The sequence below is a fragment of the Variovorax paradoxus genome (genome assembly GCF_030815975.1).
GTDB lineage: Bacteria > Pseudomonadota > Gammaproteobacteria > Burkholderiales > Burkholderiaceae_C > Variovorax > Variovorax paradoxus_N.
In genome coordinates this window covers 3,637,067-3,663,451 of record NZ_JAUSXL010000002.1, presented here as the reverse complement: position 1 = coordinate 3,663,451, position 26,385 = coordinate 3,637,067, and the positions used below count along the sequence as shown (strand labels likewise).

The following is a 26,385-nucleotide window of genomic DNA, read 5'->3' as shown; positions in this document are numbered from 1 at the left end:
CCGCTTTCGATGAACCACGCATGACCGACCTGTCCCGCTTTCCCATCACCAAGAAATGGCCCGCGCTCCAGCCCGACCGGCTGCAGCTGTATTCGCTGCCCACGCCCAACGGCGTGAAGGTGTCGATCATGCTGGAGGAAACCGGCCTTGCCTACGAGCCGCACCTGGTGAGCTTCGAAACCCACGACCAGATGTCGCCGGAGTTTCTCTCGCTCAGTCCGAACAACAAGATTCCCGCGATCCTCGATCCCGATGGGCCCGGCGGCAAGCCGCTGGCGCTGTTCGAATCGGGCGCCATTCTTCTGTACCTGGCCGACAAGACCGGCAAGTTCATTCCCGAAGACGCGGCGGGCCGCTACGAAACCATCCAATGGCTGATGTTCCAGATGGGTGGCATCGGGCCGATGTTCGGCCAGCTCGGCTTCTTCAACAAGTTTGCCGGCAAGGACTATGAAGACAAGCGACCGCGCGACCGCTATGTGGCCGAAGCGAGGCGGCTGCTTGGCGTGCTCGACAAGCACCTGGCCAACCGCGCATGGATCATGGGCGACGACTACACCATCGCCGACATCGCCTCGTTCCCGTGGATCCGCAATCTGATCGGCTTCTACGAAGCGGGCGATCTGGTGGGCTTCAGCGAGTTCAAGAATGTGGCGCGAGTGCTCGAAACCTTCGTCGCGCGGCCGGCCGTCGCCAAGGGCTTGGGCATTCCGAAGCGGGGCTGAGCCCCGCCGTGCCACCGCGCCGCGATCCGGAAATTCAGGGTTGCAGCTTGCGCCGCCGGAGCGCGGGATCGCGTGCGATGTCCTCCTCGCGGAACGGGAAGCGCAGCCAGTCCTTGCGCGCATAGCGCGCCACCGGCGCGATGCCCTCGCCGTTCGTCACCGCGGTTTCGCGTTCGCCGTGCGCGAGCAGCGTGCGCGCCTGCACGCCATGCCGGTCGAAGTACACGACCTGGAGGTAGGTGTTGCCATGGGAGCGATCGCCCATGGTGTAGTCGCCCTCGTTGGCGCAGGAGACGGTGAAGTAGCCCTCGGCATCGCAGCCGCCGAACAGCGGCACCTGGCGGCCTTCGCTGCGGGCGAAGCGCAGCGTGCCCAGCGGCGCGTCCAGCGCCCAGCCCTTCTGCTGCATGTCTTCGACCGCGCCAGCGAGCGCGCGCGCCACGCGCGGGTCTGCGGCATTGACACCGCCCGGCGTCTGCAACGGCGCCACGGCCGAGAACGCCTTCGTGTAGAACTCCCCCGCCGGAATCTTCTGCAGCCGGGTCCAGAAGGCGTCCCACAGCAGCGCGCCGCGGTCCTGCGCACCAGCGCGGTTCGACCAGTTGCGAAGCACCTGGCAGGCCTGCTGCAGGTCGAGTGCCGGCGCCCCTTCGCCCGAGGATTCACACGCCATGTCGAGCAAGGATTGCTTGAACTGATCCGCGGTATATGAACGGGCCTCCTGCGTCTTGTGCATCAAGCGGTCCGCCAGCAACTTGGCCGACGTGGCGCCCGCGCCCGCGAGTTCACCCGCGATGCGATGCCCTTCCCTCCCGCGCATCGAGAGCGCCCGCCCCTCGCCGCCGAGGATCGATGCGAAACCCGTCAACGGCTGCGCCGGGTTGGTCAGCCAATAGCTGTCGTTCAGGTTGGCAACATAGTCCTCGCGCAGCATGCTGGGCAGGCGGTCGGCGGGCATGCGGCCGGTTTGCACCGAAGCCTGCTCGGTTCGCCATTCGCATGCCGCCCGGCTGCCATCGAGCAGGGGCGTGTTCGGATCGATCGCGGCAAAGGCCTTCGACAGCGGTGTCGCGCAGGCCGCGCGCAGGTCGTCGGGCACGCCGGGCACTGCGCCGATGTCGGCATACCAGACACGGCCGTCGCCCCGTCCGATCGCAGCGGTGTTGACCCATGGCATTGCGCTCTCCTGCTTCTGGATCTCGATGAATTCGTCGAGCGAGTGCGCCTGGTCCCAGCGGAAGAAGTTCGGGAAGATGCGCGGGTTGTTCGCATTGACGTCACGCATGGCCAGCGCCTTGTGGGCGCTCCAGCCGAGCGCCGGGTTGCGCGCCCCCAAGTCGACCACGGGTCCAAAGCGCGTGCGGTAGAGCGTGCGGCGAATCTCCTCGAGCGTTCCGTCGGGTCGGCGCACCTCCACGGCCACCGGCTGGGCCTGCATGCGCTCGGACACGCCGTCGACCAGGTAGCGGGTGGGGTCCGCGGGGTCCAGCGCGAGCTCGAACAGCCCGAAGCGCCGCGCGGCCGACACCGTGTGGCTCCAGGCGACGTCGTTGTTGAAGCCGATCATGATCACCGGAATGCCGAGGAAGGACACACCCGCCACGTCCATCTTCCCCGGCAGCGTCAGGTGCGCCTGGTAGAAGCGGTCCGGCCCGCCCCAGTACCAATGCGGGTTGCCGAACAGCACGCTGCTGCCGCGCTCGCCGGTCGCTGCCTGGCCGAAAGCCAGCACATTGCTGCCGATGCCGCGCGCGTCGCCCACGGGAATCTCGAGCCAGGACGACAGCGAGAGCTTGTCCGCAGGTGCGGGCGGTGCGGCCGCGGCAGGTTTCGCATTCACGATCTCGGAGACGAAACGCGTGTACCCGCCTGCCAGCGCGGCAGCGATCATGCGCCGGTAGACATCGTCCGGCCCGATGGTCCGCACCCACGGTGCCCCGCTGCAGGCATGCCGTGCTGCGCCCTTGCCGCCCTGCTGGAGCGAGCGCACATGGCGGTTGTAGCCCTCCGCGTAGCCGGCAATGAGTTCGCTGAGATCGGCCGGCTGCTCCCGCTTGAGAGCCTCGATCGAGTCCGGGCCTGCAAAGGCCTTGAAGAAAAGGTCGAGATCGAGATTGACGGGATTGCCGAAGGTCGAGCGCGTGACCGGCCTCTTGTCGGCGCCGAAGTACAGGGAGCGCTGGCCGCTGTAGGTCACGAAGGCGTCAGCCAGCGTGCACAGCGCGTCCTCGGCCTGTACCTGGCCGTAGCCGATGCCCAGACCTCGCCAGGTGGTGGCGCGCACATGGGGGATGCCGTCGCCGGTGCGGCGTATTTCGATCGACGCCACCGGCGCTTCACGCCGGGCCCACGCTGGAGCGGCGCCGACGAATATGCCAGCCAGGGCGATGGCGGCGACGCAGCGACTCAACGCACGCGTTCCGGGTTTGAAGGTTGTTTTCACTTTTTTTTGAACAGTTGCCAGCTTGGCTATTGCAGATCGGAGCTGCTGTGCTGCGCTCCTTCCAACACGGGACTCAACAGGGCGGCGCCCGCGAGCGCCCACAGGGTGAGCGCCTCGTCGAACGCCCGCACATGCCGGGGGTCTTCGCCGAGCCACTGGACAAGCTGATCCGCATGGATGCACGAGGGGGCGTTGTGCAGCCGGCAGAAAAGCTCCCAGGCCCGGTCGACGGCGGCCTCTGGGGAAATGGAAGTTTTGGTGGCCATCGTCGACTGCGTTGAATCTGTGCCCGGGTTGGCTTCGTCTCTCGTATTGACGCAGCACCCACACATATGTTCATTCCAGCCAGTTCCGAAGAAGCAGGCGCTCACGTGGCGTGCGATGAGGGCAGCATTGGGCGAGAGGTTTCACCGTTCGCCCTGCGCGAGCAGGCGGTCATCGTCGCGCCATCCGCCGCCCAGCGCGCGGTACAGCGCAACGCGCGCCTGCAACCGGGCCTGCCGTAACTGGATTTCCAGGTCCTGCGCGGCATACAACACACGCTGCGCATCGAGCAGGACCAGCAGCGTCTCGGCGCCCGCCTCGTAGCGCAGTTCCGAAAGCTCCGCCGCGCGGCGCGCCTCCCGCAGTTCGTCGGCCTGCGCCGATGCCTGCGCATCGATGCCCCCGACCGCATGGAGCGCGGATTGCGCATCGGCGAAAGCGGCAATGACCGCGGCGCGGTAGGCGCCGAGCAGTTCCTCGCGCCGCGCCTCGGCAAGCTCGCGTGCGCCCGCGAGCCGGCCGCCGTCGAAGATCGGCGCCGCGAGTCCCGCGGCAAGGCTGTAGAGCGGATTGTCGAGCAGCCCGCCCGGCGCCTGTCCCTGCAGGCCGATGGAGGCGCTCAAGGTGACGCGCGGCAGCAGCGCCGCGCGTGCCGCCTGCACGTTCGCATTGGAGCGTCCCGAGCGCGGTGACGCTGGATTCGATGGTCGAGCGCACCACGGGTACGGAGTCGACCGCAGCGGCGGGACGACGCGCCCAGAGCAGCCCGGCACCGACGATGACCAGAAGAAGAACAAGAGCGAAAGGAACGATTCTGCGCATGGAGGGGGAAGCGGGACGTTCGGGCGCTCCCCGCCGCCGAAGCGTGGCACGCCCCGGAACAGGGGAGGAGACCCGCGGCTGGGCCGGAGCTAGATCTGGACGGCCTGCGGCGCGTCGCGCACAGTGCTGCGCGCACGGGACTGGGCGGCGAGCAATGCATTGCCGATCTCCCCCGTGCGAACGGAGGTCACTGAAAGCAGCGTGTCGCTCAGGCCGTGGCTGTCCTCGCAAGCGCCCTGCAGGTAGATGCCCGGGTGGAAATCGGGCGTGCCGTTCAGGCGGTAGTAGCGATCGACGTCGTGGTCCCCGAGGTACGGCGCGAGCGGCAGCAGCAGGTCCCTGTGCTGGTCGCGCGCATAGCCGGTGGCGAGCACCACGGCGTCGTAGCGAACCGTACTCTCGCGCCGCACGTCGCGGTCCAGCAGCGTGAGATGGACCCCATCCGAAGCGGCGCGGACCGCGCGCACATCGTGCTGGCGCAGCATGCGCAGGCGGTTGCCGCGCGCCACTTTCTGGTCATAGAAGACCTTGTAGATCTGCTGGATCAGGTCGAGGTCGGCCACCGCGTAGTTGGTCTGCGAGAACTCGTCGAGCAGCGCGGCGCGCTCATCGCTGCCGCGGCTGTACATGTAGTCGGTGAAGTCGGCATTGAACACTTCGTTCACGAAGGGGCTGTCGTCCGACGGCCGGATGGAGCGCGCACGCATGATGAGGTCGACCTGCGGCGCGCCCGCGCGCCCCTGCAGGTCCATGAAGATCTCGGCCGCGCTCTGGCCCGCGCCCACGATGGCGATCCTGCGCGCCTGCGGATGCCCTGCCATGTCCTTCAGGTAGCTGCTCGAATGGAACACGCGCGGATCGTCGCGCAGCCCCCGGAAGCCCTCGGGAATGTTGGGCACGCCGCCGATGCCGACCACCAGGTTGCGCGCGAGCCGCTCCTGCACCCGGCCGCCGGCGTCGCGCGAGCGTACGCGCAGCAGCGACACCTCGCCGCCCTGCTTCTCAGGCAGCACTTCAAACACTTCCTCGCCGTAGCGGCAGGCCTCCTCGAACTGGCCCGCGGCCCAGCGCAGGTAGTCGTTGAACTCGTGGCGGCTCGGAAAGAAGCTCTTGAGGTTGATGAAGTCCGTGAGCCGCCCCTGTTCGTGCAGGTAGTTCACGAAAGTGAAGCGGCTCGTGGGATTGCGCAGCGTCGCGAGGTCCTTCAGGAAAGAGATCTGCATGTGCGCCTGGTCCAGCAGCATGTGCGGGTGCCAGGCGAAGCTGGGCTGCCGCTCGATGAACAGCGCGTCCAGCGGCTTGCCGCCGTGGCGCTTCTCGTCGAGCGCGATGGCCAGCGCAACGTTCGACGGGCCGAATCCGATCCCGATCAGGTCATGGATGTGTTGCATGGGATGTCAACTCCTCTGTGTGTTGGATTGGGGCGGGCAGGCGCCCTCTCAGGCGGCCAGCCCCTGCGGTGCGCGTGCGCGGTCTTCCTCGATGCGCCCGGCCTTCATGGTGATCACGCGGTCGGCCAGGTGGAAGTAACGGTCGTCGTGCGAGATGACCACCAGCAGGTGGCCCTTGGCACGCAGCTCGGGAAGCAGCTCGGTGTAGAAGAGGTGGCGGAAGGTCGGGTCCTGGTCGGCCGCCCATTCATCGAACACCAGCACCGGACGGCCTTCGAGGTAGGCATGCACCAGCGCCAGCCGCTTGCGCTGGCCGGTCGACAGGTCGACGGTGCTGAACGAGCCGTCCTTGATGCTCACCTTGTGGGCGATCTCCAGGCGCTGCAGGTAAGGCAGCGCGGCTTGCGGCAGCGCGTGTGCGCCCTCTTCGCCCTTCTCGTTCGCGACCAGGTTCTCGAACAGATAGAAGTCGGAGAACACCGTCGTGAACAGCTGCCGGTAGTCGTCGCGAAACTCGGGCGTGACGACGGCGCCGTCGCGCAGCACTTCACCCTGCTGCGGCGCGTACAGGCCCAGCAGCAGCTTGATCAGCGTGGTCTTGCCGGAGCCGTTGTCGCCCACCACGAACACCATCTCGCCGCGCCGCAATTGCAGGTCGATGGGCCCGAGCACAAAAGGCTCGCCGCCATCCGGCGCGTCGAATGCATAGCGCACGCCGCGCATGCCGATGCCTTCGGACAGGGTCTGCGGACCGCCCGTGCGCTCCAGGTGCAGGTGCGGCTCGGGGCTTGCGAAGCGCGCCGACAGGTCGGCGATGCGCATGAAGGCGATCTTGGCCCGGCCCACGTTGGGCAGCGAGCGCGCGATCTGGTCGATCGGCCCCTTCAGGAACAGCAGCACCAGCACGAAGCCGCTGAGCACCACGGGCTCGGTCGTGCGGAATGCGGCCCACCCGAGGATCAACGCGATCAAGAGAAAGAACATGGCCGAGCCGAACGAGGTGGCCAGCACGAAGACGTTGATGGCACGGCTGTTGACGCTGCGGATGCTGTCCACGATGCGCTCGATCTGGCCGCCGAACATGCGGGTGCGGCGCTCGCGGTGCATGCGCAATTCCTTGGCGCCCTCGCTGATCGCCTGGTAGGCCTTGTGCAGCAGGTCTTCATGCTCGCGCGCCTTCCAGAAGCCGACCTCGGCGCGCGTCTGCGCCACGGTCTGGAAGGTGGCGCCCAGCACGAGTGCCACGAACAGCAGGCAAAAGAGCGGCAGCGACAGCCAGGCCAGGTAGGCCAGGCAGCCCAGCGCCACGGCCACCGCGATCAGCGCGGTGGACAGCACGAAGGCGGCGTCGCTGATCATGTCCACGTCCTGCGACAGCACCGGCATCAGGCGGTGCGTGCGGTAGCGCTCCAGCGCATCGATGGGCGCCGAGAGAATTTTTTGCGCGAGGCTCTTGCGCACCTGCGCCACCAGTTGCTGGCCGACGAAATTGGTGGAGATGTCGGACGCCATGCGGCCGAACAGTGCCACCAGGCACAGCCCGATGAAGGTCAGCAGCAGCCCGCCGGCCATGCTGCCCTGCTGGTTCAGCACCTGGTTGATGGTGCGCAGCAGGGCCACGGTGGCAATGCCCGCAAAGACGCCCGTGACCACGGACAGCAGGATCCACGGGAGAAAAGGTTTCAGCAGGCGCGCGACTTCCGCGCGATTGCCGCTGCCGGCACCAGTACCACTGGAAGATGTCATGCAAGGAGTCTTTCCGCCCATCGGGGCGATTGCGTTCATGCGGCGCGATGCCGCTCCTTGCATAGACGACCGGGGCCCGCCGATGTTCATGGCGATGCCGGCCCGGGGCTCTTCGATGCGTGCTCCTGTGAACATGCGGGCCGCTCGCGCGTCTTGAAGGCATGCACCCTGAGCGACGCCTCGCTGCGCTCTTGCGAGCCGGCCCATGATCCCGCTGCTGGCGCCCATCTTCCGGGGCGAACTGGCGCCGCTCGGCGAAGGGCTCCAGTGCGCGCCAGCCCCTCCCGCCGACGCCATGCGCGTGGCCGACCTGCTGCAGCCCGGCCCGCGCCTGGGCGAAGTGCTGCGCCGGCACGCGCGCTTCAGGGGCGACGCCGGCAGCGACCTGCGGGCTGTCGCCTCGGTATGGAGCCTCCGGTATCTCGAGGTTCTGCTGCCGCCCGTCGTGGCGGGGGCGAGCGTTCTGCAGCATGTCTTTCCGGTCTCGGCCGCGCAGGTCTGGGTACGGCTCGACGGCAACGGCGATGTGCTCGGTTTCCACATCGTCGAACTCGGCGAATCGCGGCACGGCGCCGCAACGTCGGAGCGCTACGGGCCGTTGCTGTGGCGGCACCTCGCACCACTGTTCGCTGAACTCACGCGGCTGACGCCGCTGGCGCCCAAGATCCTCTGGGGCAACGCGGCGCGCCGCCTCGAACCCATCCTTCAGCAGGGCCTGCAACTGACCGGCGGCTCGGCCACCATCGCGCAAGACCAGGCCCACCTGCTGCACACGGCCGCCTGGCCGGAAGCCGCCGACGGCCTCAACCCGCTGCACGGGCGCCAGCGCGAAGTGCCGTGGCACCACGAAGGCCGCACCGTTGCAATGAAGCTGCACCGGCACTGCTGCCTCTACCACCTGCTGCCGGGTGAGGGCTATTGCGGCGCCTGCCCGCTGGCGCCGCAGCATCGCCGGGGCAACGACGGCAACGGTGAAGACGGCGGTGAAGACGAAAACGCGGCCGAGGTCGGCGAGGCCAGAGGCGGGTGAACAGATTGCCGGGTATTTCGTCTCCCTCGGAGACCCGAACCATTCATCCCACGCCGACACCCCCACTTCCATGCCCAAGGCCAAGCTCGTCTACGTCCTCTCGCTGAGAAATGCCGCCGCCGACAAGGCGGGCCAGAACATCGACTACAGGGGGGAACCCCGCTACATGAAGTCGCCGCTCGAGTACCTCGCCGAGGCGCTCGACACCACGCCGCTCGGCGACGCCTACTCGCTCGAAGGCATCGTGTTCGACGACGACCCGCAGTCGCCGCGCGACCAGGCGGCGCTGGCGGACTACGGCTTTGCATGGCACCCCGAGCGAAAGTGGATCTTCCCGGGCGAGTTGCGCGCGCAAGGCCGGCTGCTGAAAGACATGCTGCACGCGGTGCCCTCGTCGTACCGGCGCCTGCCGATGAATTCGGCCGAGCGCGTGGCGGGCAAGAGCACCTTCGAACGCGCGCTGCTCGACAAGCTGCTGACGCTGCGCGCCGACGCGGTCGTGCTCGACGGGCTGCTGGTCATCCTCGACGAGCTGGTGCGGCCCGGTGCCCGCTTCCACCGCAAGATTGTCAACATCCACCCGGGCATCACGCGCCTCGAATCGCCGTTCCAGCGCCGCGGCGCCTGCGCCACGCTCGATGCGCTGCACGGCGCGCGAGGCGAGAAGGTGGTGGACTGGCAGACGATGGCCAAGGTGGCCACGAAGCCGGTCGTCAAGACCGGCGCGTCGCTGCACTACGTCGACAACGGTATCGATTCGGGCGAGGTCATCTTCGATGTCCTGGGCACCGACATCGGGCCGGAGGATTCGATTCTCGAGCTGCGCTGGAACAACTTCAACCGCAGCCTCTTCCCCGCCATGCACCAGGGCCTGGCCCTGCTGGCACCTCACCTCTGAGCCCATCCGACTCGGTTCACCCAAGGAGACATATGACGCTTGCCACCACGCGGCCCCCGGCGGCCCCTGCCCAGACCCGTTCGACCTCACCGCTGACCACTTACGTGGACGGTGCACCGCACGACGTCACGTACGACGGCCGCAGCCTCATGGTCCGCAACCGCACGAGCGGCTCGCAGTCGCAATGGAAACTCGACGGCACCGGCGACGGCTTGGTGCTGGCACAGGTCGAAGGCGAGGCGTCGAGCGCCACGCCGCACGTGCTCGCCGCGCTCGAAGCCGCGTTTGCGCACCACCCCGGCAGCAAAGCCCTCACGCTCGCCGGCGCCGACCTCTTCGATGAGCTGGCGCATGCCGGCGTGCTGCTGCCGGCAGAAGACGGCAGCGCGCGCGCCTACTGCGAACTGCTGTGGCAGCAGCCCAGGCTCTGGCTGCCCAACGTGCACACGCCAATGGCGCAGCAGTTCGTGCTGACCCACGGCAAGTACCACCCGCGTCGCCCGCCCAAGCCGCGCGGCACGCTCTACCAGCGGTTCATTCCCTGGCTCGGCAAGACCTTCTCTTTTCGCAGCATCGACTTCGAGCGCGACCTGCCGCTGTTCAACCGCTGGATGAACGACCCCGACGTGGCGAAGATCTGGGAAGAAGAAGGCGACCTCGACAAGCACCGCGCCTACCTCACGGCCATCGACCGCGATCCGCACATGTACTCGATGATCGCCAGCTTCGACGGCGAGCCCTTCGCCTACTTCGAGATGTACTGGGCCAAGGAAAGCCGCATCGCCCCCTTCTACGACGTGCAGGACTACGACCGCGGCTGGCACGTGCTGGTCGGCGACCCCGCATTCCGGGGCAAGGCTTATGCCACGGCGTGGCTCACCTCGATCTCGCACTACATCTTCCTGTGCGACCCGCGCACGCAGCGCGCCGTGGGCGAGCCGCGCATCGACCACGTGCAGCAGATCCGCAACCTCGACAAATCCGGCTACGCCAAGCTCAAGGAATTCAACCTGCCGCACAAGCGCGCGCAGCTGGTGGTGATGCTGCGGGAGCACTACTTCTGCGATGCCCTCTGGCTGCCGCGCGCGCCCGAAGCTGCAGCGCACGGCGCATAGCCGCGAGCGCCAGCGCCCCCGGCCTACGACGAACAAGAGAGCGGGATTTCTGTTGCTGCGGCACAACTGGGTTGTGAGAATTGAATATTAATAAGAACCATTCTCATTAAAATTCGCGAACCTAACTATTCGGGAGTCCTTTTTCATGCGTCCTCTTTCCCTGCCCCGGCAGCGCCTGCTGAACGTTTCGCTCATGGCCGCCTTCGGAACCGCAGCAGCGTTCTGGAGCCTCTGCGCCTCTGCCCAGACGGCCTCCCAACCCGAAGGGCAGCAGCCCAGGCTCCCGGCTTCCGCCGCGTCGCCGGGCACCGGCGGCAACACGCTGCCGGTGGTGACGGTGCGTGAAGAGCCGGAGGTCGCGAACGGTCCGGTGCAGGGCTACGTGGCACGCAGCAGTGCAACGGGCACGAAGACCGATACGCCCCTGATCGAGACGCCCCAGTCCATCTCGGTGATCGGCCGCGAGGAACTCGACGCACGTGGCGTGCAGAACGTCATGGAAGCCGTGCGCTACACCCCCGGCGTGGCCGTGGGCAACTGGGGCTACGACGCCCGCGGCATCGACTGGCTGCTGCTGCGCGGCTTCGACGCCACCAACGCGATGTACCGCGACGGCCTGCTGCTGCCGGCCTTTTCGCTGACCGAACCCTACGGCCTGGAGCGCATCGAAGTGCTGCGTGGCCCGGCCTCGGTGGCCTTCGGCCAGTCCGACGCGGGCGGCGTCGTCAACCGCGTGAGCAAGATGCCCAGCGCCACGGCCGTGCGCGAAGTCGAAGTGCAGCTCGGCAGCTTCGGGCGCAAGCAACTGGGCGTGGACCTGGGCGGCGCCATCAGCGACACGCTGAGCTACCGTCTGGTCGGCGTCGCACACGACAGCAACACGCAAGAGACCTACCCGAACGGCAGTGCCGTGAAGGTCAAGCGCGACTACCTGGCGCCTTCGCTGCGCTGGCAGCCCTCGGCCTCCACCTCGTTCACGCTGCTGGCCGAATTCCTGCAGAGCAAGGCCGGCGACGACACCGGCTACGTGGTCGGCCTGCGTGGCGTGCCCACCTGGGTCAAGGAAGGCGAGCCGCGCTACAGCTGGATCAAGCAGAAGCAGAATGCGCTCGGCTACATGTTCGAGCACCACTTCAACGACAGCTGGACCGTGCGCCAGAACGTGCGCTTCAACGACTTCGACACCGACAAGAACCACATGCGCACGGCCCTGCAGGCCGATGGCCGCACGCTCCTGCGCACTGCGCGGGCTGACCCTGAACGCGTCCACCAGCTAACGGCCGACACCAACGTGCAAGGCCGTGTGCGCACCGGCATCGTCGACCACGCGCTGCTGTTCGGCGTCGACTGGACCCGCATCAACTACTCGACCAAGTCGCTCACCGGCCCGGCGCCGAGCCTCGATCTGCTGTTCCCGGTCTATGGCCTGCCCGTTGCCGAGCCGACCAGGGTCGGCCTGAACGCCTCGCAGACCACCGAGCAACTCGGCGTCTACCTGCAGGACCAGATCAAGATCGCCGACCGCTGGGTCGTCACGCTCAGCGGCCGCCAGGACCATGTGAAGACCGACGCCTTCGATCGCCTGGCCGGCAAACCCAGCTCGCAGACCGACGACAAGTTCAGCGGGCGCGCGGGCCTGACCTACCTGTTCTCCAACGGCTGGGCGCCCTACTTCAGCTACGGCGAATCGTTCCTGCCGACCAGCGGCGTCGACGTCAACAGCCAGCCCTTCCGCCCGAGCCGCGGCAAGCAGTGGGAAGCCGGCGTGAAGTTCCAGCCTGAAGGCGCGCGTTCGCTGTTCACGGCCGCCGTGTTCGACCTGCGCAAGTCGAACGTGGTCACCTACGACCAGCAGACTTTCGAATCCCGCCAGATCGGCCGCATCCGCTCGCGCGGCATCGAGCTCGAAGGCAAGACCGAGATCGCGCGCAACCTGAACCTCACCGCTTCCTACACCTGGCTCGACATGAAGGTGCTCCAGAGCGCGGACACCAACGAGCTGGGCAACACTCCCATCCAGGTGCCCAAGCAGACCGCATCGCTGTGGCTCGACTACACGATGGACAACGGCTGGGGCGTGGGCGGCGGCATGCGCTACATCGGCCGCCGCTACAACGACGTGGCCAACACCTCGGCCGAGGGCGGCGTGACACTGCTGGACGCCACCGTGCACTACCGCCAGGGCCCGTGGCGCTTCTCGCTGAGCGCCACCAACTTGGCCAACCGCAAGTACGCGGCATCGCGTGCCTACGGCGGCTACTACCCGGGCAACGACCGTGCGCTGGTCGCGAGCGCGAAGTACCAGTTCTGAGAACGGGAGCGCCGGCTCCGGCCGGCATCCGCTCCTGAAGCAGCACAGGCCACGTGGCGCCCATCCGGCGCCACGTGGCCTGTTCCGTTTTCAAACCGCGAGGGCGGGCTGCGCGCAAGCTAGATGCGAACGCCCGCCTCTTTTTCTTCAGTCTCCACCGCTTCGAGTTCGCGCAGCACGGCCGCATGCAGCGTGCGATCGGCCAGCACGCCCGCGTGGTCGCTACCGGCGATCACTTCAGCGCCCTCGGTCCGCGCACCGGGACCCGCCGCCATTTCCTGAGACATCCAGCGGCGCACCGGCGCAGGCATTTCATCGCCCACCGCATGCACAATGCCCAGCCGCAGGCAATTGACGCGGCTCCAGAGCGTGTGCTCCTGCGAGCCGGCCGCCGGCCCGTCGACCGGCAGCGCCGCGCCGAAGGCGCGCACCACCTCGCGAAGGAACATATCGTGTTGCGGCCGTGCCATGCGGTCCAGCGTCTCCTGCCAGAGTCCGCGCATGGCCGAGCGCGCCATCCACTGCCGCAGCGCGGCGTCCAGCGGCTCGCGCTCAGCGGCATCGAGCGGCGGGGCACCGGCGAGCGCGGCGCGCATCTGCGGATAGGCCGCGATGTCGACGGCGCCCACCCACGCGATGTCGAAGCGTTCGCGCAGCCGGCGCGCGACCTCGAGCGCCACGAGCGCCCCCACGGAGTATCCGAACAACGCGATCGGACGCCGCTTCGCCTGCTCCCGCGATGCGATGGCATGCGCGTAGCGGTCGGCCATGGCGTCCACCGAATCGCCGGCCCAGTCGGCCTCTGCGCCGGGCTCGCTGACCACGGCAAGCGCCGGCACGGCATCCTGCAGCGCCGCGTATTCGTCGCGCTTCCAGGCGCGCGCAGGAAATGCATAGAGCGCAACACGTGCGGACGTCGCAGTCGCGGCCTCGTCAAAGACAGGTTGCCGGGTCATCAAAGAGTCTCCTCGAGAGTGGCCAGGGGCGCGGTGCGGCCCTCGTACGGATTCGCTCGCTCCCCCGGCAGGCACAAGGCCGCGGCCAGCTCGTCGAGCACGGGGTGTTCGAACACGTCGCGCAGGTGCATCGCGCCGGCCGGCAGGCCTTCGCGCTCCACCCGCTCGTTCCATTGCATGACCAGGCGCGCGGCCAGCAGCGAATCGCCGCCGAGCTCGAAGAAGTGCGCGCGCGGCGCCGCGGCAGGTGCCGACAGCACGCTGCGCCACACCTCGGCCAGCGCCGAGAACGCGACCGCTGGCAGTGCCCTGCGCGGTGCACCCGCAACCACGTCTTGCACCGGCGCACGCATCAACGCTGCGCGAGCGGCCGTCGGCGCCTCCAGCAGCGAAGCCACCGTGCGGCCGGTGCCTTGCAGCAGCGCCTTCATCGTGCGTTCCATCTGCGCCGCAAGCTCGGCAATGCCCTCGGGGTCGAACACCTCGCGGGCATGCTCGAAGCTCAGCCACATTTCCTCGCCCTTCGTCTCGACGATGAGCACCAGCGGCACCCCAAGCGTGCCGCGGCCCGACGAGGCCTGGATGCCGAGGCTCGGCCCCGCGCCACGCGAAACCGCTTCGTCCACCGGGTAGTTCTCGAAGATCACCAGCGTGTCGTACAGCGGCTGCCCCGGCGCGCCGAGCCAGCCTTGCACGACCGGCAGCGGCGCATGCTCGCGCTGGCGCAGCGCCAGGTTGGCCGAGACGATCTGCCGCAGCCATGCACCCACGCCCATCGCACCCGTCTCGCCGTCGAGGCGCAGCATGAGCGGCAGACTGTTGACGCACAGGCCCACCACGTCGTCGATGCCCGGCATCTCGAACGAGCGCCCCGACATCGTCACGCCGAAGCACACGCCCGGCCGTCCGGTGCGCTGCATCAGGAGCAGCGCCCACGCAGCCTGCACCAGCGTGTTGAGCGTCACCTGCTCGGCCTGCGCCATGGCGCGCAGCGCGCGGGTGGCGTCCGCATCGAGCACCACGCGGCGGCTGTCGCAACCGGCCGGCGCCCAGCGCTGCAGCGGCACGCCGCACAGCAGCGTCGGCGCGCGGCCAATATCGGCGTAGCGGTCCCGCCAGTAGGTCTTTTCCTCGTCCTTCGCGTCGCGCCCGTTGCGCACCGCGGCCACGAAATCGGCATATGGCTGCAGGGGCGACGCCACCTTTCCGCCCGCATACAGCGCAAACAGTTCGCCCATCACGCGCGACACGCTCCAGCCGTCGAACAGGATGTGATGCCAGGTCCAGGCCAGCCGCCAGGCGTTGTCGTCCACGCGCACCGCCATCCAGCGGGCGAGCGGCGGCCGGTCCATGTCGAAGCCGCGGCGGCGCTCTTCCTCGCACAGCACGTCCCAGGCCTGTTCCAGTGCCGCCTTGTCGCGGTGCCGGCCGCGCCAGTCGAGCAGCTGCACCGGCGCGTCGACCTGCTTCAGCACCACCTGCATCGGCGCACCGTCGGGCAGCCAATGGAAACCGCTTCGCAGCGCGGCATGGCGCGACACGGTGGACTGCCAGGCCGACTTGAGCCGCACTGGATCGAGGTCCACCATGTGCACCAGCGTCTGCACGACATTGATCTCCGTCCCCGGCGCAAGGGTGCTTTCGAACAGCATGCCCTCCTGGCCCGGCGTGAGCGGATGGATGTTCTCGATCTGCGTCGTGGCCTCGGGCAGGCGCGCCACCAATGCGTCGAGCGAACCTGCCTGCAGCGCCGCCAGCGGAAAATCGCTCGGCGTCACGCCCTGCGCATCCGCCAGGCCGCTGGTGCAATGCGCGATCAGCGCCAGCAGTTCCTGCCTGAAGCGGTCGACCCAGCCCTGGACGCTGGCCGTGTCGTGGCGCGCGCGGCTGAACATCACACGCAGCGCGAGTTCGCCGGCATACACTTGGCCGCTCACCTGAAACTCGTGTCCCATCGGTGCGCCTTCGTTCACCGCGACGCCCATGCCCTCGGCCGCCAGCGTCCATCGTGCTTCTTCGTCGAAGTCGCCGTCGAACTGGCCGAGGTAGTTGAAGACCACCTGCGCGCCCCGCGGCGCCGGCGTTCCCAGTGCCTGGCGCTGGCGCAGCAGGCCGAATCCCAGGCCCTTGCCCGGAATACCGCGCAGGCTTTCCTTCACCCGCATGAGCGCAGCGCCCGACTCGCCCAGCGGCGCGAGCGCCACCGGGAACGCACTGGTGAACCAACCCACCGTACGCGTGAGGTCGATGCCGTCGAACAGGTCTTCGCGGCCGTGCCCTTCCAGGTCGATCAGGATGCGCTCATGCCCGCTCCACGTGCAGAGCGCACGGCCCAGCGCGGTCAGGAGGATGTCGTTGACCTGCGTGCGGTAGGCGGCAGGCGCGTCCTTCAGCAGTGCCTCGGTGGCGGCCTTGTCCAGCCGCAATTCCACGCTCGACTGCTCGGCCGTGGTGGCCGCGCCCGCCGGGCGGTCGCACGGCAGTTGCAAGGGCACTTCGGCTAGCGAGCGCCAGTGCGCGAGTTCGCGTTCGTCCTGCGCGAGCTGCGACGCATGCGCCTGCAGGGCCTGCGACCAGTCCTTGTAGCTGCTGGTTTTTTCTGGCAGCACGATGGCCTCGCCGCGCAGCGCCTGCGCGCAGGCCGTGCCAAGGTCTTCGAGCAGGATGCGCCACGAGACGCCGTCCACCGCCAGGTGATGGACGGCGAGCAGCAGCCGCTGGCTGCCGTCGTCGACCTCGATCGCCAGCGCGCGCAGCAGCGGACCTTGCGCGATGTCGAGACTGCGCTGGGCTTCGTCGCACAGCGCCTCGATGTGCGCGGCGTCGCGCGCCTGCCGCACCCAGAGCAGCTCGTGCGCCGGGTGGCGCGCACTCGCGCCGTAGCGCTGCGTCCAGCGGCCCTGCGCATCGCGAACGAAGCGCAGCCTGAAGGCATCGTGGTGCGCAACCACGGCTTCCAGTGCCTTGCCCAGCGCGGCCAGTTCCACCGGCGTGCGCGGCTGCAGCAGCACCGACTGGTTCCAGTGGCCGGGCACGGGCAGGCCCGCATCCAGAAAGTCGGCCTGAATCGGTAGCAGCGGCACCTCGCCGTCGAGCAGGCTCGTGCGGCGCTGTGCCTCGTTGTTCACCGTCTGCGCGACGATGCCCAGCAGTGCCACCGTCTGCCGCTCGAACAGTTGCTTGGGGGTGATGCGCCAACCCGCCTTGCGCATGCGCGCCACGATCTGCAGGCTCAGGATCGAATCGCCGCCGAGTTCGAAGAAGTTGTCCTGCCGCCCCACGCGCACCACGCCCAGCACCTCGGCCCAGCTTTGCGCAAGCGCCGTCTCGGCCTCGCCCTGCGGCGCTTCGTAAGCTGCTTCGGCGCTGGCGGCCGTCGGTGCGGGCAGCGCCTTGCGATCGATCTTGCCATTGGCGTTGAGCGGCAGTTTGTCCAGCACGACGATGGTGCCAGGCACCATGTAGTCGGGCAGCGCCTCGCCGAGCGCCTGCTTCAGGCCCGGCACGTCCAGCGCCTGTTCCGCCCCGACATAGCCCACGAGCCGCGCGCCGCCCTGCCCCTCGAGCGCCACCACCACCGCCTGGCGAACGCCGGGCTGCCGCAGCAACTGGGCCTCGACCTCGCCAAGCTCGATGCGAAAGCCACGCACCTTCACCTGGTGGTCGATGCGCCCCAGGTACTCCAGCTGGCCGTCGCTCCCCCACTGCACCAGGTCGCCCGTGCGGTACAGGCGACCGCCCGGTCCACCGAACGGATCGGCCACGAAGCGCTCGGCCGTGAGGCCGGCGCGGTGCAGGTAGCCGCGCGCCAGGCCCGCGCCGCCCAGGTACAGCTCGCCGGGCACGCCGCGCGGCACCCGGTTCAGGTCCGCGTCGAGCACCAGCGCGCTGCGGTCGCCGACCGGCCGGCCGATGGGCGCATAGCCCGGCGCGCAGCGCTCGTCGGCGCCCACCTTCCAGAGCATCGGCGTCACCACCGCTTCGGTGGGGCCGTAGCCGTTGATCAGGATCTTCGGCTTCAGGTAGCGGCATACCGCCTCGAAGCCTTCGCGCGGCATCGCTTCGCCGCCGAACGAGTACAGGTGGATGGGCGGGCACTGCCCGCTGTCGCGCGCCTCGTTGGCCAGCTCGCGCAAATACACCGGTGGAAAGCCCGCGTTGGTCACACCATGGCGCTGCATGGCGGCCAGCGTCTGCTCGGGCGTCCAGAGCGAGTCGTCGCGCACGACCAGGCTGGCGCCGCAACCGAGCGCGGTGTGCAGCCGCTCGTGCGCACCGTCGAAGGCGAACGATAAAAAATGCAGCTCGCGTGAATGCGGCCCCATCTCGTAGAGCACGGCCGTGTCGCGGCAGTGCATGTCGAAGGGGCCATGCATCACGCTCACGCCCTTGGGCTTGCCGGTGGAGCCCGAGGTGTAGATCACGTAGGCCAGGCTGTGGCCGTGCAGCGGCACGCCAGGGTCGTGCGCGGGCAGGGCCGACAGGTCTTCGCTGTCGACGCGCAACACGGTGTCCTCGCCCTCGGGACGCGGCATCCGGCCCGCCAGGCTTTCGCTGGTCAGCAGCAGTCCGATGCCGCTGTCCTGCACCATGTAGGCCAGCCGCTCGGCCGGGTACGCCGGGTCCATCGGCACATAGGCGCCACCGGCCTTCAGGATCGCCAGGATGCCCACCACCATCTCGAAGGACCGCTCCAGCGCGATGCCCACCCGTGTCTCGGGCTTCACGCCCAGCGCGATCAGGCGGTGCGCAAGACGGTTGGCGCGCGCGTTCAGCGCGCCGTAGCTCAGCGCCTCCTCGCCGAAGATCACCGCCACCGCATCGGGTTGCGCCTGGGCCTGCGCCTCGAAGCGGCGGTGCACGGCACGCGCTTCATTCGCGGCGGCGGATGCGACGGCCGGCTCGGGCGCGTTCTCGCCCCACTGCATGAGCAGCGCCAATTCGTCGGCCGGCAGCACCTCCAGCGCGCTCATGCGCGTGGCGGGGCGCTCGGCCAGCGCCATCACCAGGCCGCGGATCGTCTCGGCCATCAGGCCGCACAGGCGCCGCGCGCCGACCGCCGCGGTGACCTGCGCACCGATCTTGAAGCCCTTTCCCTCGTCGTCCACGGCAATCGCCACCGGGTAGTTGCTCCGCTCCCGGCTGCCGAGCACCTCCATGCCCTCCCACGCAGCGGGCACCTCCCCCTCAATGGCTTCGGTATAGCGGTAATTGAACAGGACGGAGAACAAGGGCGTGCTGCCGATCAGTCCGCTGCAACGCTGTGCGCGCGACAGACTGGCGTGCTCATGGTGCAGGAGACCCGTGAGCGCCTTGTGCGTCTGCCGCAGGCATTCCTCGACGCTGTGCGTGCCCAGCCGGATTCGCACCGGCAGCGTGTTGATGAACATGCCCAGCGCACGCCCCGCATCTTTTCCGCTTTGCATCCGACCCAGCAGCACCGTGCCAAAAACGACGTCATCTTTCCCCGTTGTCCTGCCCAGCAACACGGCCAATGCGAGATGAAACAACGCCGCCGCAGTCACCCCATGGCGCTGCGCCTGGCGTCGCACCTCTTGCGCCAATGCGGTGTCCATCGGTTCCCGCGCCTCTTCTGCGTCCGTACCGTCGCCTTGTACGTTCAGCAGATCGAAGGGGGCCGTGGGCTCCTGAACGTCCGCGAGCATTTCCGAGAAGAAAGCATCGTGCGCGGCCTGGCTCACGCCAAGGCGTGCTTGCGCGACGTAGCGCCTGTAGGGCACGGGTTGGGGCAACTCGGCGTCACGGCCCTGCTGGACCAGCGCGATCTCTTCGACAAGCAACTCGAGCGTGGTGTGGTCCAGCACCAGGTGATGCGTCAGGAGCTGCAGCTGCCAACGCTTGCGGGCTGCGGAAAACGCCCCCATGGCGTGAATCATGGGAGCCTCGCGCACATCGACACGATGCTCCGCCCGGCGTTCGCCGTTCTCGAGGCTGCTCGCGCCGTCGCGATCTTCTTGCGCCCATTGCAGATGCAATCTTGCTTGCCTTTGAACGACCTGGACCGGCTCCCTCAAGCCCTCCCATAGCACGGCGGTACGCAGGATGTCATGCCGTTCGATGATCGTGTTGAAACTCTCGACAAAACGTTCAAGGCGCTCCCGGCTGTCGAAGCTCAGCACATGCTGCGTCACATAGGCATCGCCCTCGGTTTGCAGCATGTGGTGAAACAGCATGCCTTGCTGCAGAGGCGCCAGGGAATAGATGTCCTGGATGTTCGCGGCGCCACCAACAACCGACGCTTCGATGCTCTCGATCTGCCTGTCGTCGAGGTCGATCAAGGTCAGCATTTCCGGCCGGATCGCCTCGCATCCCATCGGAATGCCGTTCTCCGGAACAACGACTTCATCTCCCCCTCGCTCCTGCGCCAATGCCTGCACGAAAGCCGCGAAGCGAGGTTGGCGGAACAGCGTGCGCACCTGCACGCTCCACCCATGCGCCCGCATGCGCTCCAGCAGGCCCAGTGCAAGCAGGGAGTGCCCGCCGAGTTCGAAAAAGTTGTCGTTGCGCCCCACGCGAGGAACGCCCAGCGTTTCTGCCCAGATCGCGGCGAGCTTGATTTCCACATCGCCCTCGGGCGCTTCGTAGCTGCGCTCGTTCGCAAATTCCGGCGCGGGCAACGCCTTCCGGTCGACCTTGCCGTTCGCATTCAACGGCAGGGATGCCAGCACGACCACCGTGCCCGGCACCATGTAATCGGGCAGCGCCTGACCTAGCCTCTGCTTGAGCTGGGCCACATCGACTTCCTGCCCCGCGTGCACCGACAGGTAGCCCACCAGGCGCCCGCCCGCGGGGCCGTCGGCGATCACCACGGCAGCCTCCCGAACGCCTGCCTGGGCCAGTATCTGTGCCTCGATCTCGCCCAGCTCGATGCGAAACCCGCGCACCTTCACCTGGTGATCGGTACGACCCCGGTACTCCAGCTGCCCTTCGGCGTTCCAGCATGCAAGATCGCCGGTCCGGTACAACCGCAGCCCCCCGTCCGTCGCAATCAATCGCTCGGATGTCAGGTTGGCGCGGTTCAAATAGCCTCGCGCAAGGTTCACCCCGCCCAGGTACAGCTCACCCACAACGCCCACAGGGGCGGGATTCAGGTCCGCATCGAGCACCTTTGTTTGCGTCGCGTTGATCGGCCGGCCGATCGGCACCTGGCTCCGCCCGTCCTTGCGACAGGTCCAATGCGTGACATCGATGGCCGCCTCCGTCGGCCCATAGAGGTTGTAGAGCGTTGCCTGCGGCAGCCGCATGAAAGCCCGGTTCTGCGTCTCGGCAGGCAAGGCTTCGCCGCTGCAAACGATGCGACGCAAGCTCGTGCACGCCTCCACATCCTCATAAGCCAGAAAGGCCTGCAGCATCGACGGCACGAAATGCAGGGTGTCGACCTGGTGCTTCCTGATCAACGCCACCAGCCGCTCCGGCTCGCGATGATCACCGGGATTCGCCACGACGAGGCGGGCGCCGAACATCAAGGGCCAGAAGAATTCCCACACCGAGACGTCGAAGCTGAAGGGCGTCTTCTGCAGCACCGTGTCGCCTTCGCCCAACTGGTAAGCCTCCTGCATCCAGACGAGGCGGCTGCACAGCGCGCGATGCCTGTTGGCCGCGCCCTTCGGCTTTCCGGTGGAGCCCGACGTATAGATGACGTACGCAAGACTGTCGCCATGCAGCTGAATCTTCGGGTCGCTCGCCGGCTCGGCACGGGTGTCCAGCGTGTCCAGCGTGTCCAGCAGCAACATCCGCGAGCGGCCCAGCGTCGACATCCGCTCTGCCAGATGACCCTGCGTCAGCAGCAACTCGATGCCACTGTCCGCCATCATGTAGGCCAGCCGGTCCGCCGGATACTCCGGGTCGAACGGCACATAGGCACCGCCGGCCTTCAGGATCGCCATCAGTGCGACAACCATTTCAATCGAACGCTCCGCGGCAACGCCGACTAGGCTCTCGGGACCGACGCCTCGCCCCGTCAAATGGTGCGCAAGGCGATTGGCTCGCCGGTTCAGCTCGGCGTAGCTCAGCGTCTGATCGCCGAAGACCAACGCGATCGCCTCCGGCCGGGCAGACGCTTGGCGTTCAAAGAATCGATGCACAGGTTCGAAATCCGGGGTGCCTTTTTTTCCGTTCTCCCACTCTTTGAGTTGTTGGCGATCGGAAGCGTCTACGAGATCGAAATTTCCGATGCGGCAATCGGCGTCGGTCGCGAGCTGATTCAGCACCTCAAGGTAGGCTTTCGCCATTCGATCCACGGTGGTGCGTTCATACAGCGCCGTGTTGTATTCGAGCTGGGCCGTCACACCCGATCCAGAAATCGTCAGGTCCAGCGAGAGTTCGAACTTCGCGCTGCGGTGCGGTCTCTCCATCTGTTCGACATCAAGGCCTTCCAGGACGGGGCCCTGGGCGCCGTCTTCCATCTGCAGGCCGAACATCACCTGGAACAGCGGGCTGCGCCCCGGTTCGCGCCGGTCCGTGCGGCTCGTGAGCAACACGTCGAACGGCAGGTCCGCATGGTCGAGGCCGGCCAGCACGTCGGCACGCACCTGCCGGCAGGCCTCGCGCAGCGACATCCGTGGCGAGAGCCGCGCGCGGAACACCTGCGTGGTGACGAAGAAGCCCAGCAGCCCGTGCAGCTCTTCACGGTGCCGGCCCGCCGAGGGCACGCCGACCGCGAAGTCGTACTGGCCGCTGTAGCGCGCGAGCAGCACCTGCCACGCGGCGAACAGCACCACGAATGGCGTGCTGCGCTCGGCGCGGCAGAGCTTCATCAGTGCTTCCGATAGCCGCGCGTCGAGCGCGAAATGCGCCACCGCGCCGTCGAAGCCCAGTTGCTCCGGCCGCGCACGGTCGGTCGGCAGGTCAAGCGCGGGAACCTCGGTGCCCAGGTGCGCGTTCCAGTGGTCCAGGTCGCGCTGCATTGCGCCGGCGGCCGCGCGCGCGCGCTGCCAGCAGGCGTAGTCCGCGTACTGCAGCGGCAGGGCCGGCAGGCGCACGGGGCCCGGCGCGCGCAATGCGGCGCCATAGGCTTCGGCCAGGTCCTTCGCAAGGATCGGGTTCGACCACGCATCGGAAACGATGTGGTGCAGGCAGATGGCGAGCACGTGCGTCTGCTCGTCGAGCCGCACGAGCCGCGCCACGAGCGCGGGCGCCGTTGCGAGATCGAACACGTGCGACACCGTGCGGCGCACCGCTTCGTCCAGCTTCTCCTGGCGCGAGGCGGCCGCCTCGCCGCGCAGGTCGATGCGCTCGATGCCGAACGCGGCCTCTTCCTGCACGGTCTGCAGCGCCGAGCCGTCGCGGCTGAAGAAGCGCGTGCGCAACACCGCATGGCGCACCACCAGCGCCTGGAACGCGCGCTCCAGCGCGTCGGCGTCGAGCGGGCCGGTCAGGCGGAACACGCGCGGCAGGTTGTAGGCCGTCAGCCGAGGCTCGAGGTTCTGCAGGAACCACAGCTGCTGCTGCGCGAAGGACATCGCCACCGCCTCCCCGGGCACCGTGCACACGGTAATGGCGTCCGGGCCTGCTTCCGCTTCCCACTCCTGCAGCTTTTGCGGCATCTTCGTCGTCTCGTTCATCAAGCGTTTCCGTTCAAGAAGGTGTGGCCCCGGCTTCGAGGCGCCAGGTGTCCGCGAGTTGTTCGGTCTGCGCGAGGTCGGTGCTCGCCACGCGGACGGCCTGCGCCAACGTCGAGACGCTCGGGTGGTCGAACACCAGCCCCGGCGCAATGTCCACGCGCAGCAGTCGGCGGATGCGCGCGGCCAACTTGATCACCAACAGCGAGTGCGCGCCGAGCTCGAAGAAGTCGTCGTCCACGCCGATGGACGCGCGTCCCAGCAGCCCGGCCATGGCGCTGGCCAGCAGGTGCTGCAGTGCGTCGGTGGGCACGTCCGCCTCCCCGGATACCTGCTCGGGTGCGCTGGCCAGTGCCACGAGCGCGAGGCGGTCGACCTTGCCGTTCGCCAGGCGCGGAAACTCCACTACCCCGACGCAACGCGCCGGCACCATGTGGGCCGGCAACAGCGCGGCCAGCCGGTCGCGCAGCGTCTCGGCCACGCCGGTTTCGGCGACCAGGCAGGCCGCAAGTTCCACGTCACCCGCGGCAGTGGCAACAGGCAGGACCACGGCCTGTCGCACACCCGCCAGCGCCAGCAGCGCGGCCTCGATCTCGCCGGGCTCGACGCGAAAGCCGCGCACCTTCAACTGGTGGTCCGCGCGGCCGGCGATACGGATCGCGCCATCCGGCAACACGCACGCCAGGTCACCCGTGCGGTAGAGCCGCTCGCCGGGCAGGAAGGGGTCGCCCACGAATGCATCCGACGACACGCCGCCAAGGTAGCCGCGGCACAGCTGCGCACCGCCGACGTACAACTCGCCCAGCGCGCCCGTGGGCGCGAGCCGCAAGGCCGCATCGAGCACGCGCACGCGGTTGTTGGCCAGCACCTGCGACAACGGCAGCACGTCGGGAAAGGCGGCGCCGGCATCGAGCCGGTGCACCATCACCCCGACCGTGGTTTCGGTCGGTCCGTAGTGGTTGAACACCGTGCACCCCGGTGCGAGACGCGCGATGCGCGCCAGCAGCGAACGCGACGTCGCCTCGCCGCCCCAGTACCAGCAGGCGCGGCAGCACCGGCGCCTCGGCCTCCAGCAGCGCCTCGAGGTGCGAAGGCACGATCTTGAGCGCGTCGATGCGCCGCTCGGTCATGAAGCGGGTAAAGCCGGCGGCGTCTTTCGTGGCCTGCGCATCCGCGACCACGAGGCAGGCGCCGTTGAAGAAGGCACCGAACAACGCGGTGTTGCCCAGGTCGGCCGCCACCGTGCTGGTGAGTGCCCAGCGCCGGTAACCCTCGAGCTGCATCGCCGAAGAAACAGTCGCCACGTAATTGAGCAGTTGGGCGTGCTCGATCGCCACGCCCTTCGGACCACCGGTCGAGCCGGAGGTGTAGAGCACATAGGCCAGGTCGTTCGGACTCGCCGGCACGTCGGGTGCGGTGGCGTCGAAGCCCGACAGGTCGATGCCGCCAACCGCCGCCACGCGCCATGCGGGGGCTTCGGCGCTCTGCACAGCGTCCACCTGCAGCAGCAGGACGGGTTGCGCATCGGCCAACACCGCATGGCGGCGCGCCGCCGGCCATTCGGGTTCGAGCGGTAGGTAGCCCGCGCCAGCGCGCCAGGCCGCCAGCATCGCAACCAGCAGGTCGAGCGAACGCGGCAGCGCCAGCGCCACCAGCGCGCCGCGCTGCACGCCCTGCGCCTGCATCCAGCGCGCCAGGCGGTTGATGCCGGCGTCCAGCGCCGCATAGCTCAGGTGCTGTTCGCCGTCTTCGATCGCCGGGGCATCGGGCGTGGTTCGCGCCCAGTGGGCAATGCGGTCGGCAATGCCTTGCGTGCCCACGTCGAGCGTTGCGCCTTCCAGCGCGAGCAAGGACTGGCGTTCTGCGTCGTCGATGAGCGGCAGGTCTTGCAGGGGTGTGGCGGGGTTGTCGGCCACACCTTGCAGCAGGCGATGCAACTGCTGCAGCAGGCGCGCGAGCGCGGCCTCGCTGTAGCGGCTTTCATCGGCATGCAGGGAGAGCGCGGCGCACTGCGCCGACCATTCGGCTTCCAGCGCCAGTTCGAAGCAGGGCAGCGGCCCCGGTCGCTGCACCACCGGCCAGGACGACAGCGCGCCGTCCTCGGGCACATGCAGTGCGAAGCCGACGGCGAGATGCGGCGCATCGGCAAGACCGTCGAGCACGCAGTACTCTTGCGCCTCGACATGCGAACGCAACTGCGCAACCAAGGAGGAGAGACAGTCCGCGAACAGCTGCTGCGCATCGACCTCCACTCGCATGGGCAGCACCTTCTCGTAGACGCCGATGGCGACCTGCATCACCTCGTAGTCGCGCCGGCAGTCGTGCTGCCAGCCGGCGGCGAAGCAGGCAAAGCCGGTCAGGCGCGCAAGCAGCACCCACCACGCGGCCTGCAGCAGTTCGGGCGTTGCCACGCCTTGCGACCCGGCCAGCACATCGAGGCGCGCGCGCAGGCCGGTATCGACAGTCCGCGCCACCACACAGCGCGCGGGCGACCGCGAGGCATCGGCAGCTGCATCGGCGGCGGTCTGCCGCACGGCCAAGCGCGGCGCGGCCAGGGTTGCGGCGTTGTTCGTGTCGCCGGCCCAGTACGCGCGCCCCTTCACGGCGTCTTCTTCGTCGTCTTGCGCGAGCGACTCGCGCCATGCGGCGAACTGCGTGTACTGGAATGGCTTTTCCGGTTCGGCGGCAACGGGCGCATCGCCGCGCACCGCATCGGCGATGCGCGCGAGCAGCATCGCGAGACTCGTGCCGTCGGCGGCCAGGGGATGCGCCGACAGTGTCAGGCGATGGCGCGAAGCACCGAGGCGCTCCAGCCCGAGCCGGACCATGCCGCCCTCTTCCGGCCGCATCGGCGCATCGGCCTGCGCATGGGTGGCCGGCAGCGTGGCGCGCGGCTGCTGGCGCCAGCCGCTGGCGTCGGGCGCCTCGCGCAGCGCAAGCCGAAGCGACTCGTGGGCCTGCAGCACGTTCGCCGCGGCGGTGCGCAGGCGTGCCTCGTCGAGCGCACCCTCGATCTCCACCGCCATCGCGATCGGCCGCAACGCACCACCGCCGTGCATGGCCAGTACCGCGCGCTGCTCGGGGCTCAGCGGCAGGGCCGCCT

General features: G+C 68.3%; 13 protein-coding genes and 1 pseudogene. 5 read left to right on the top strand and 9 right to left on the bottom strand.

Annotated features, from left to right (window positions below):
- The first annotated feature begins 20 nt into the window (after positions 1–20).
- Positions 21–725 carry a glutathione S-transferase N-terminal domain-containing protein gene (locus QFZ47_RS20880; RefSeq protein ID WP_307657438.1) on the top strand — a complete coding sequence of 235 codons (705 nt, stop codon included), beginning with the start codon at positions 21–23 and terminating at the stop codon, positions 723–725.
- Between the two features lie 34 nt (positions 726–759).
- Here the strand turns inward: QFZ47_RS20880 and QFZ47_RS20875 are convergent, their stop codons facing one another.
- From QFZ47_RS20875 to QFZ47_RS20855, 5 genes are all read right to left on the bottom strand, one after another.
- Positions 760–3,135, bottom strand: coding sequence for a penicillin acylase family protein (locus QFZ47_RS20875; protein WP_307657437.1), 2,376 nt, complete (start codon positions 3,133–3,135; stop codon positions 760–762).
- A 59-nt stretch (positions 3,136–3,194) separates the two neighbouring features.
- Entirely contained in the window at positions 3,195–3,434 is a 240-nt protein-coding gene (locus QFZ47_RS20870; protein ID WP_307657436.1) for a hypothetical protein, read from the bottom strand.
- Positions 3,435–3,575: 141 nt separating this feature from the next.
- Positions 3,576–4,094, bottom strand: coding sequence for a TolC family protein (locus QFZ47_RS20865; protein ID WP_307657435.1), 519 nt, complete (start codon positions 4,092–4,094; stop codon positions 3,576–3,578).
- 249 nt (positions 4,095–4,343) lie between these two features.
- A complete protein-coding gene (locus QFZ47_RS20860) occupies positions 4,344–5,645 on the bottom strand; it encodes a lysine N(6)-hydroxylase/L-ornithine N(5)-oxygenase family protein (RefSeq protein ID WP_307657434.1) in 1,302 nt (433 codons plus the stop codon).
- 48 nt (positions 5,646–5,693) lie between these two features.
- Entirely contained in the window at positions 5,694–7,391 is a 1,698-nt protein-coding gene (locus QFZ47_RS20855; protein ID WP_307657433.1) for a cyclic peptide export ABC transporter, read from the bottom strand.
- Between the two features lie 205 nt (positions 7,392–7,596).
- Between QFZ47_RS20855 and fhuF the strand changes: the two genes are divergently transcribed.
- The 4 genes from fhuF (at position 7,597) to QFZ47_RS20835 (ending at position 12,745) form a co-directional block, all read left to right on the top strand.
- Positions 7,597–8,421 carry a siderophore-iron reductase FhuF gene (gene fhuF / locus QFZ47_RS20850; RefSeq protein ID WP_307657432.1) on the top strand — a complete coding sequence of 275 codons (825 nt, stop codon included), beginning with the start codon at positions 7,597–7,599 and terminating at the stop codon, positions 8,419–8,421.
- Positions 8,422–8,491: 70 nt separating this feature from the next.
- Complete coding sequence (locus tag QFZ47_RS20845; RefSeq protein ID WP_307657431.1) at positions 8,492–9,319, top strand: formyltransferase family protein; 828 nt, start codon at positions 8,492–8,494, stop codon at positions 9,317–9,319.
- A 32-nt stretch (positions 9,320–9,351) separates the two neighbouring features.
- Entirely contained in the window at positions 9,352–10,434 is a 1,083-nt protein-coding gene (locus QFZ47_RS20840) for a GNAT family N-acetyltransferase (RefSeq protein ID WP_307657430.1), read from the top strand.
- 145 nt (positions 10,435–10,579) lie between these two features.
- Positions 10,580–12,745 carry a TonB-dependent siderophore receptor gene (locus QFZ47_RS20835; protein ID WP_307657429.1) on the top strand — a complete coding sequence of 722 codons (2,166 nt, stop codon included), beginning with the start codon at positions 10,580–10,582 and terminating at the stop codon, positions 12,743–12,745.
- Between the two features lie 119 nt (positions 12,746–12,864).
- Here the strand turns inward: QFZ47_RS20835 and QFZ47_RS20830 are convergent, their stop codons facing one another.
- The 4 genes and pseudogenes from QFZ47_RS20830 to QFZ47_RS20815 form a co-directional block, all read right to left on the bottom strand.
- Positions 12,865–13,701 (bottom strand): thioesterase domain-containing protein, encoded by an 837-nt coding sequence (locus QFZ47_RS20830; protein ID WP_307657428.1) that lies wholly within the window; start codon positions 13,699–13,701, stop codon positions 12,865–12,867.
- The gene (locus tag QFZ47_RS20825) at positions 13,701–23,285 is read right to left on the bottom strand and encodes a non-ribosomal peptide synthetase (RefSeq protein ID WP_307657427.1); all 9,585 of its coding nucleotides are present in this window, start codon (positions 23,283–23,285) and stop codon (positions 13,701–13,703) included. The genes QFZ47_RS20830 and QFZ47_RS20825 overlap by 1 nt, the downstream gene beginning before the upstream one ends.
- Positions 23,286–23,298: 13 nt before the next feature.
- Positions 23,299–24,276 (bottom strand): non-ribosomal peptide synthetase, encoded by a 978-nt coding sequence (locus tag QFZ47_RS20820; protein ID WP_307658984.1) that lies wholly within the window; start codon positions 24,274–24,276, stop codon positions 23,299–23,301.
- A 121-nt stretch (positions 24,277–24,397) separates the two neighbouring features.
- Positions 24,398–26,341 (bottom strand): annotated as a pseudogene (locus tag QFZ47_RS20815) (AMP-binding protein); the annotation flags it as partial.
- Between the last annotated feature and the right edge of the window lie 44 nt (positions 26,342–26,385).

What these genes read in the sequence shown, in the direction of transcription:
- QFZ47_RS20880 (WP_307657438.1), top strand. Translation starts at nt 21, where the DNA reads ATGACCGACCTGTCCCGCTTTCCCATCACCAAGAAATGGCCCGCGCTC.
- QFZ47_RS20870 (WP_307657436.1), bottom strand. Translation starts at nt 3,434, where the DNA reads ATGGCCACCAAAACTTCCATTTCCCCAGAGGCCGCCGTCGACCGGGCC.
- QFZ47_RS20860 (WP_307657434.1), bottom strand. Translation starts at nt 5,645, where the DNA reads ATGCAACACATCCATGACCTGATCGGGATCGGATTCGGCCCGTCGAAC.
- QFZ47_RS20855 (WP_307657433.1), bottom strand. Translation starts at nt 7,391, where the DNA reads ATGACATCTTCCAGTGGTACTGGTGCCGGCAGCGGCAATCGCGCGGAA.
- fhuF (WP_307657432.1), top strand. Translation starts at nt 7,597, where the DNA reads ATGATCCCGCTGCTGGCGCCCATCTTCCGGGGCGAACTGGCGCCGCTC.
- QFZ47_RS20845 (WP_307657431.1), top strand. Translation starts at nt 8,492, where the DNA reads ATGCCCAAGGCCAAGCTCGTCTACGTCCTCTCGCTGAGAAATGCCGCC.
- QFZ47_RS20840 (WP_307657430.1), top strand. Translation starts at nt 9,352, where the DNA reads ATGACGCTTGCCACCACGCGGCCCCCGGCGGCCCCTGCCCAGACCCGT.
- QFZ47_RS20835 (WP_307657429.1), top strand. Translation starts at nt 10,580, where the DNA reads ATGCGTCCTCTTTCCCTGCCCCGGCAGCGCCTGCTGAACGTTTCGCTC.
- QFZ47_RS20830 (WP_307657428.1), bottom strand. Translation starts at nt 13,701, where the DNA reads ATGACCCGGCAACCTGTCTTTGACGAGGCCGCGACTGCGACGTCCGCA.
- QFZ47_RS20825 (WP_307657427.1), bottom strand. Translation starts at nt 23,285, where the DNA reads ATGAACGAGACGACGAAGATGCCGCAAAAGCTGCAGGAGTGGGAAGCG.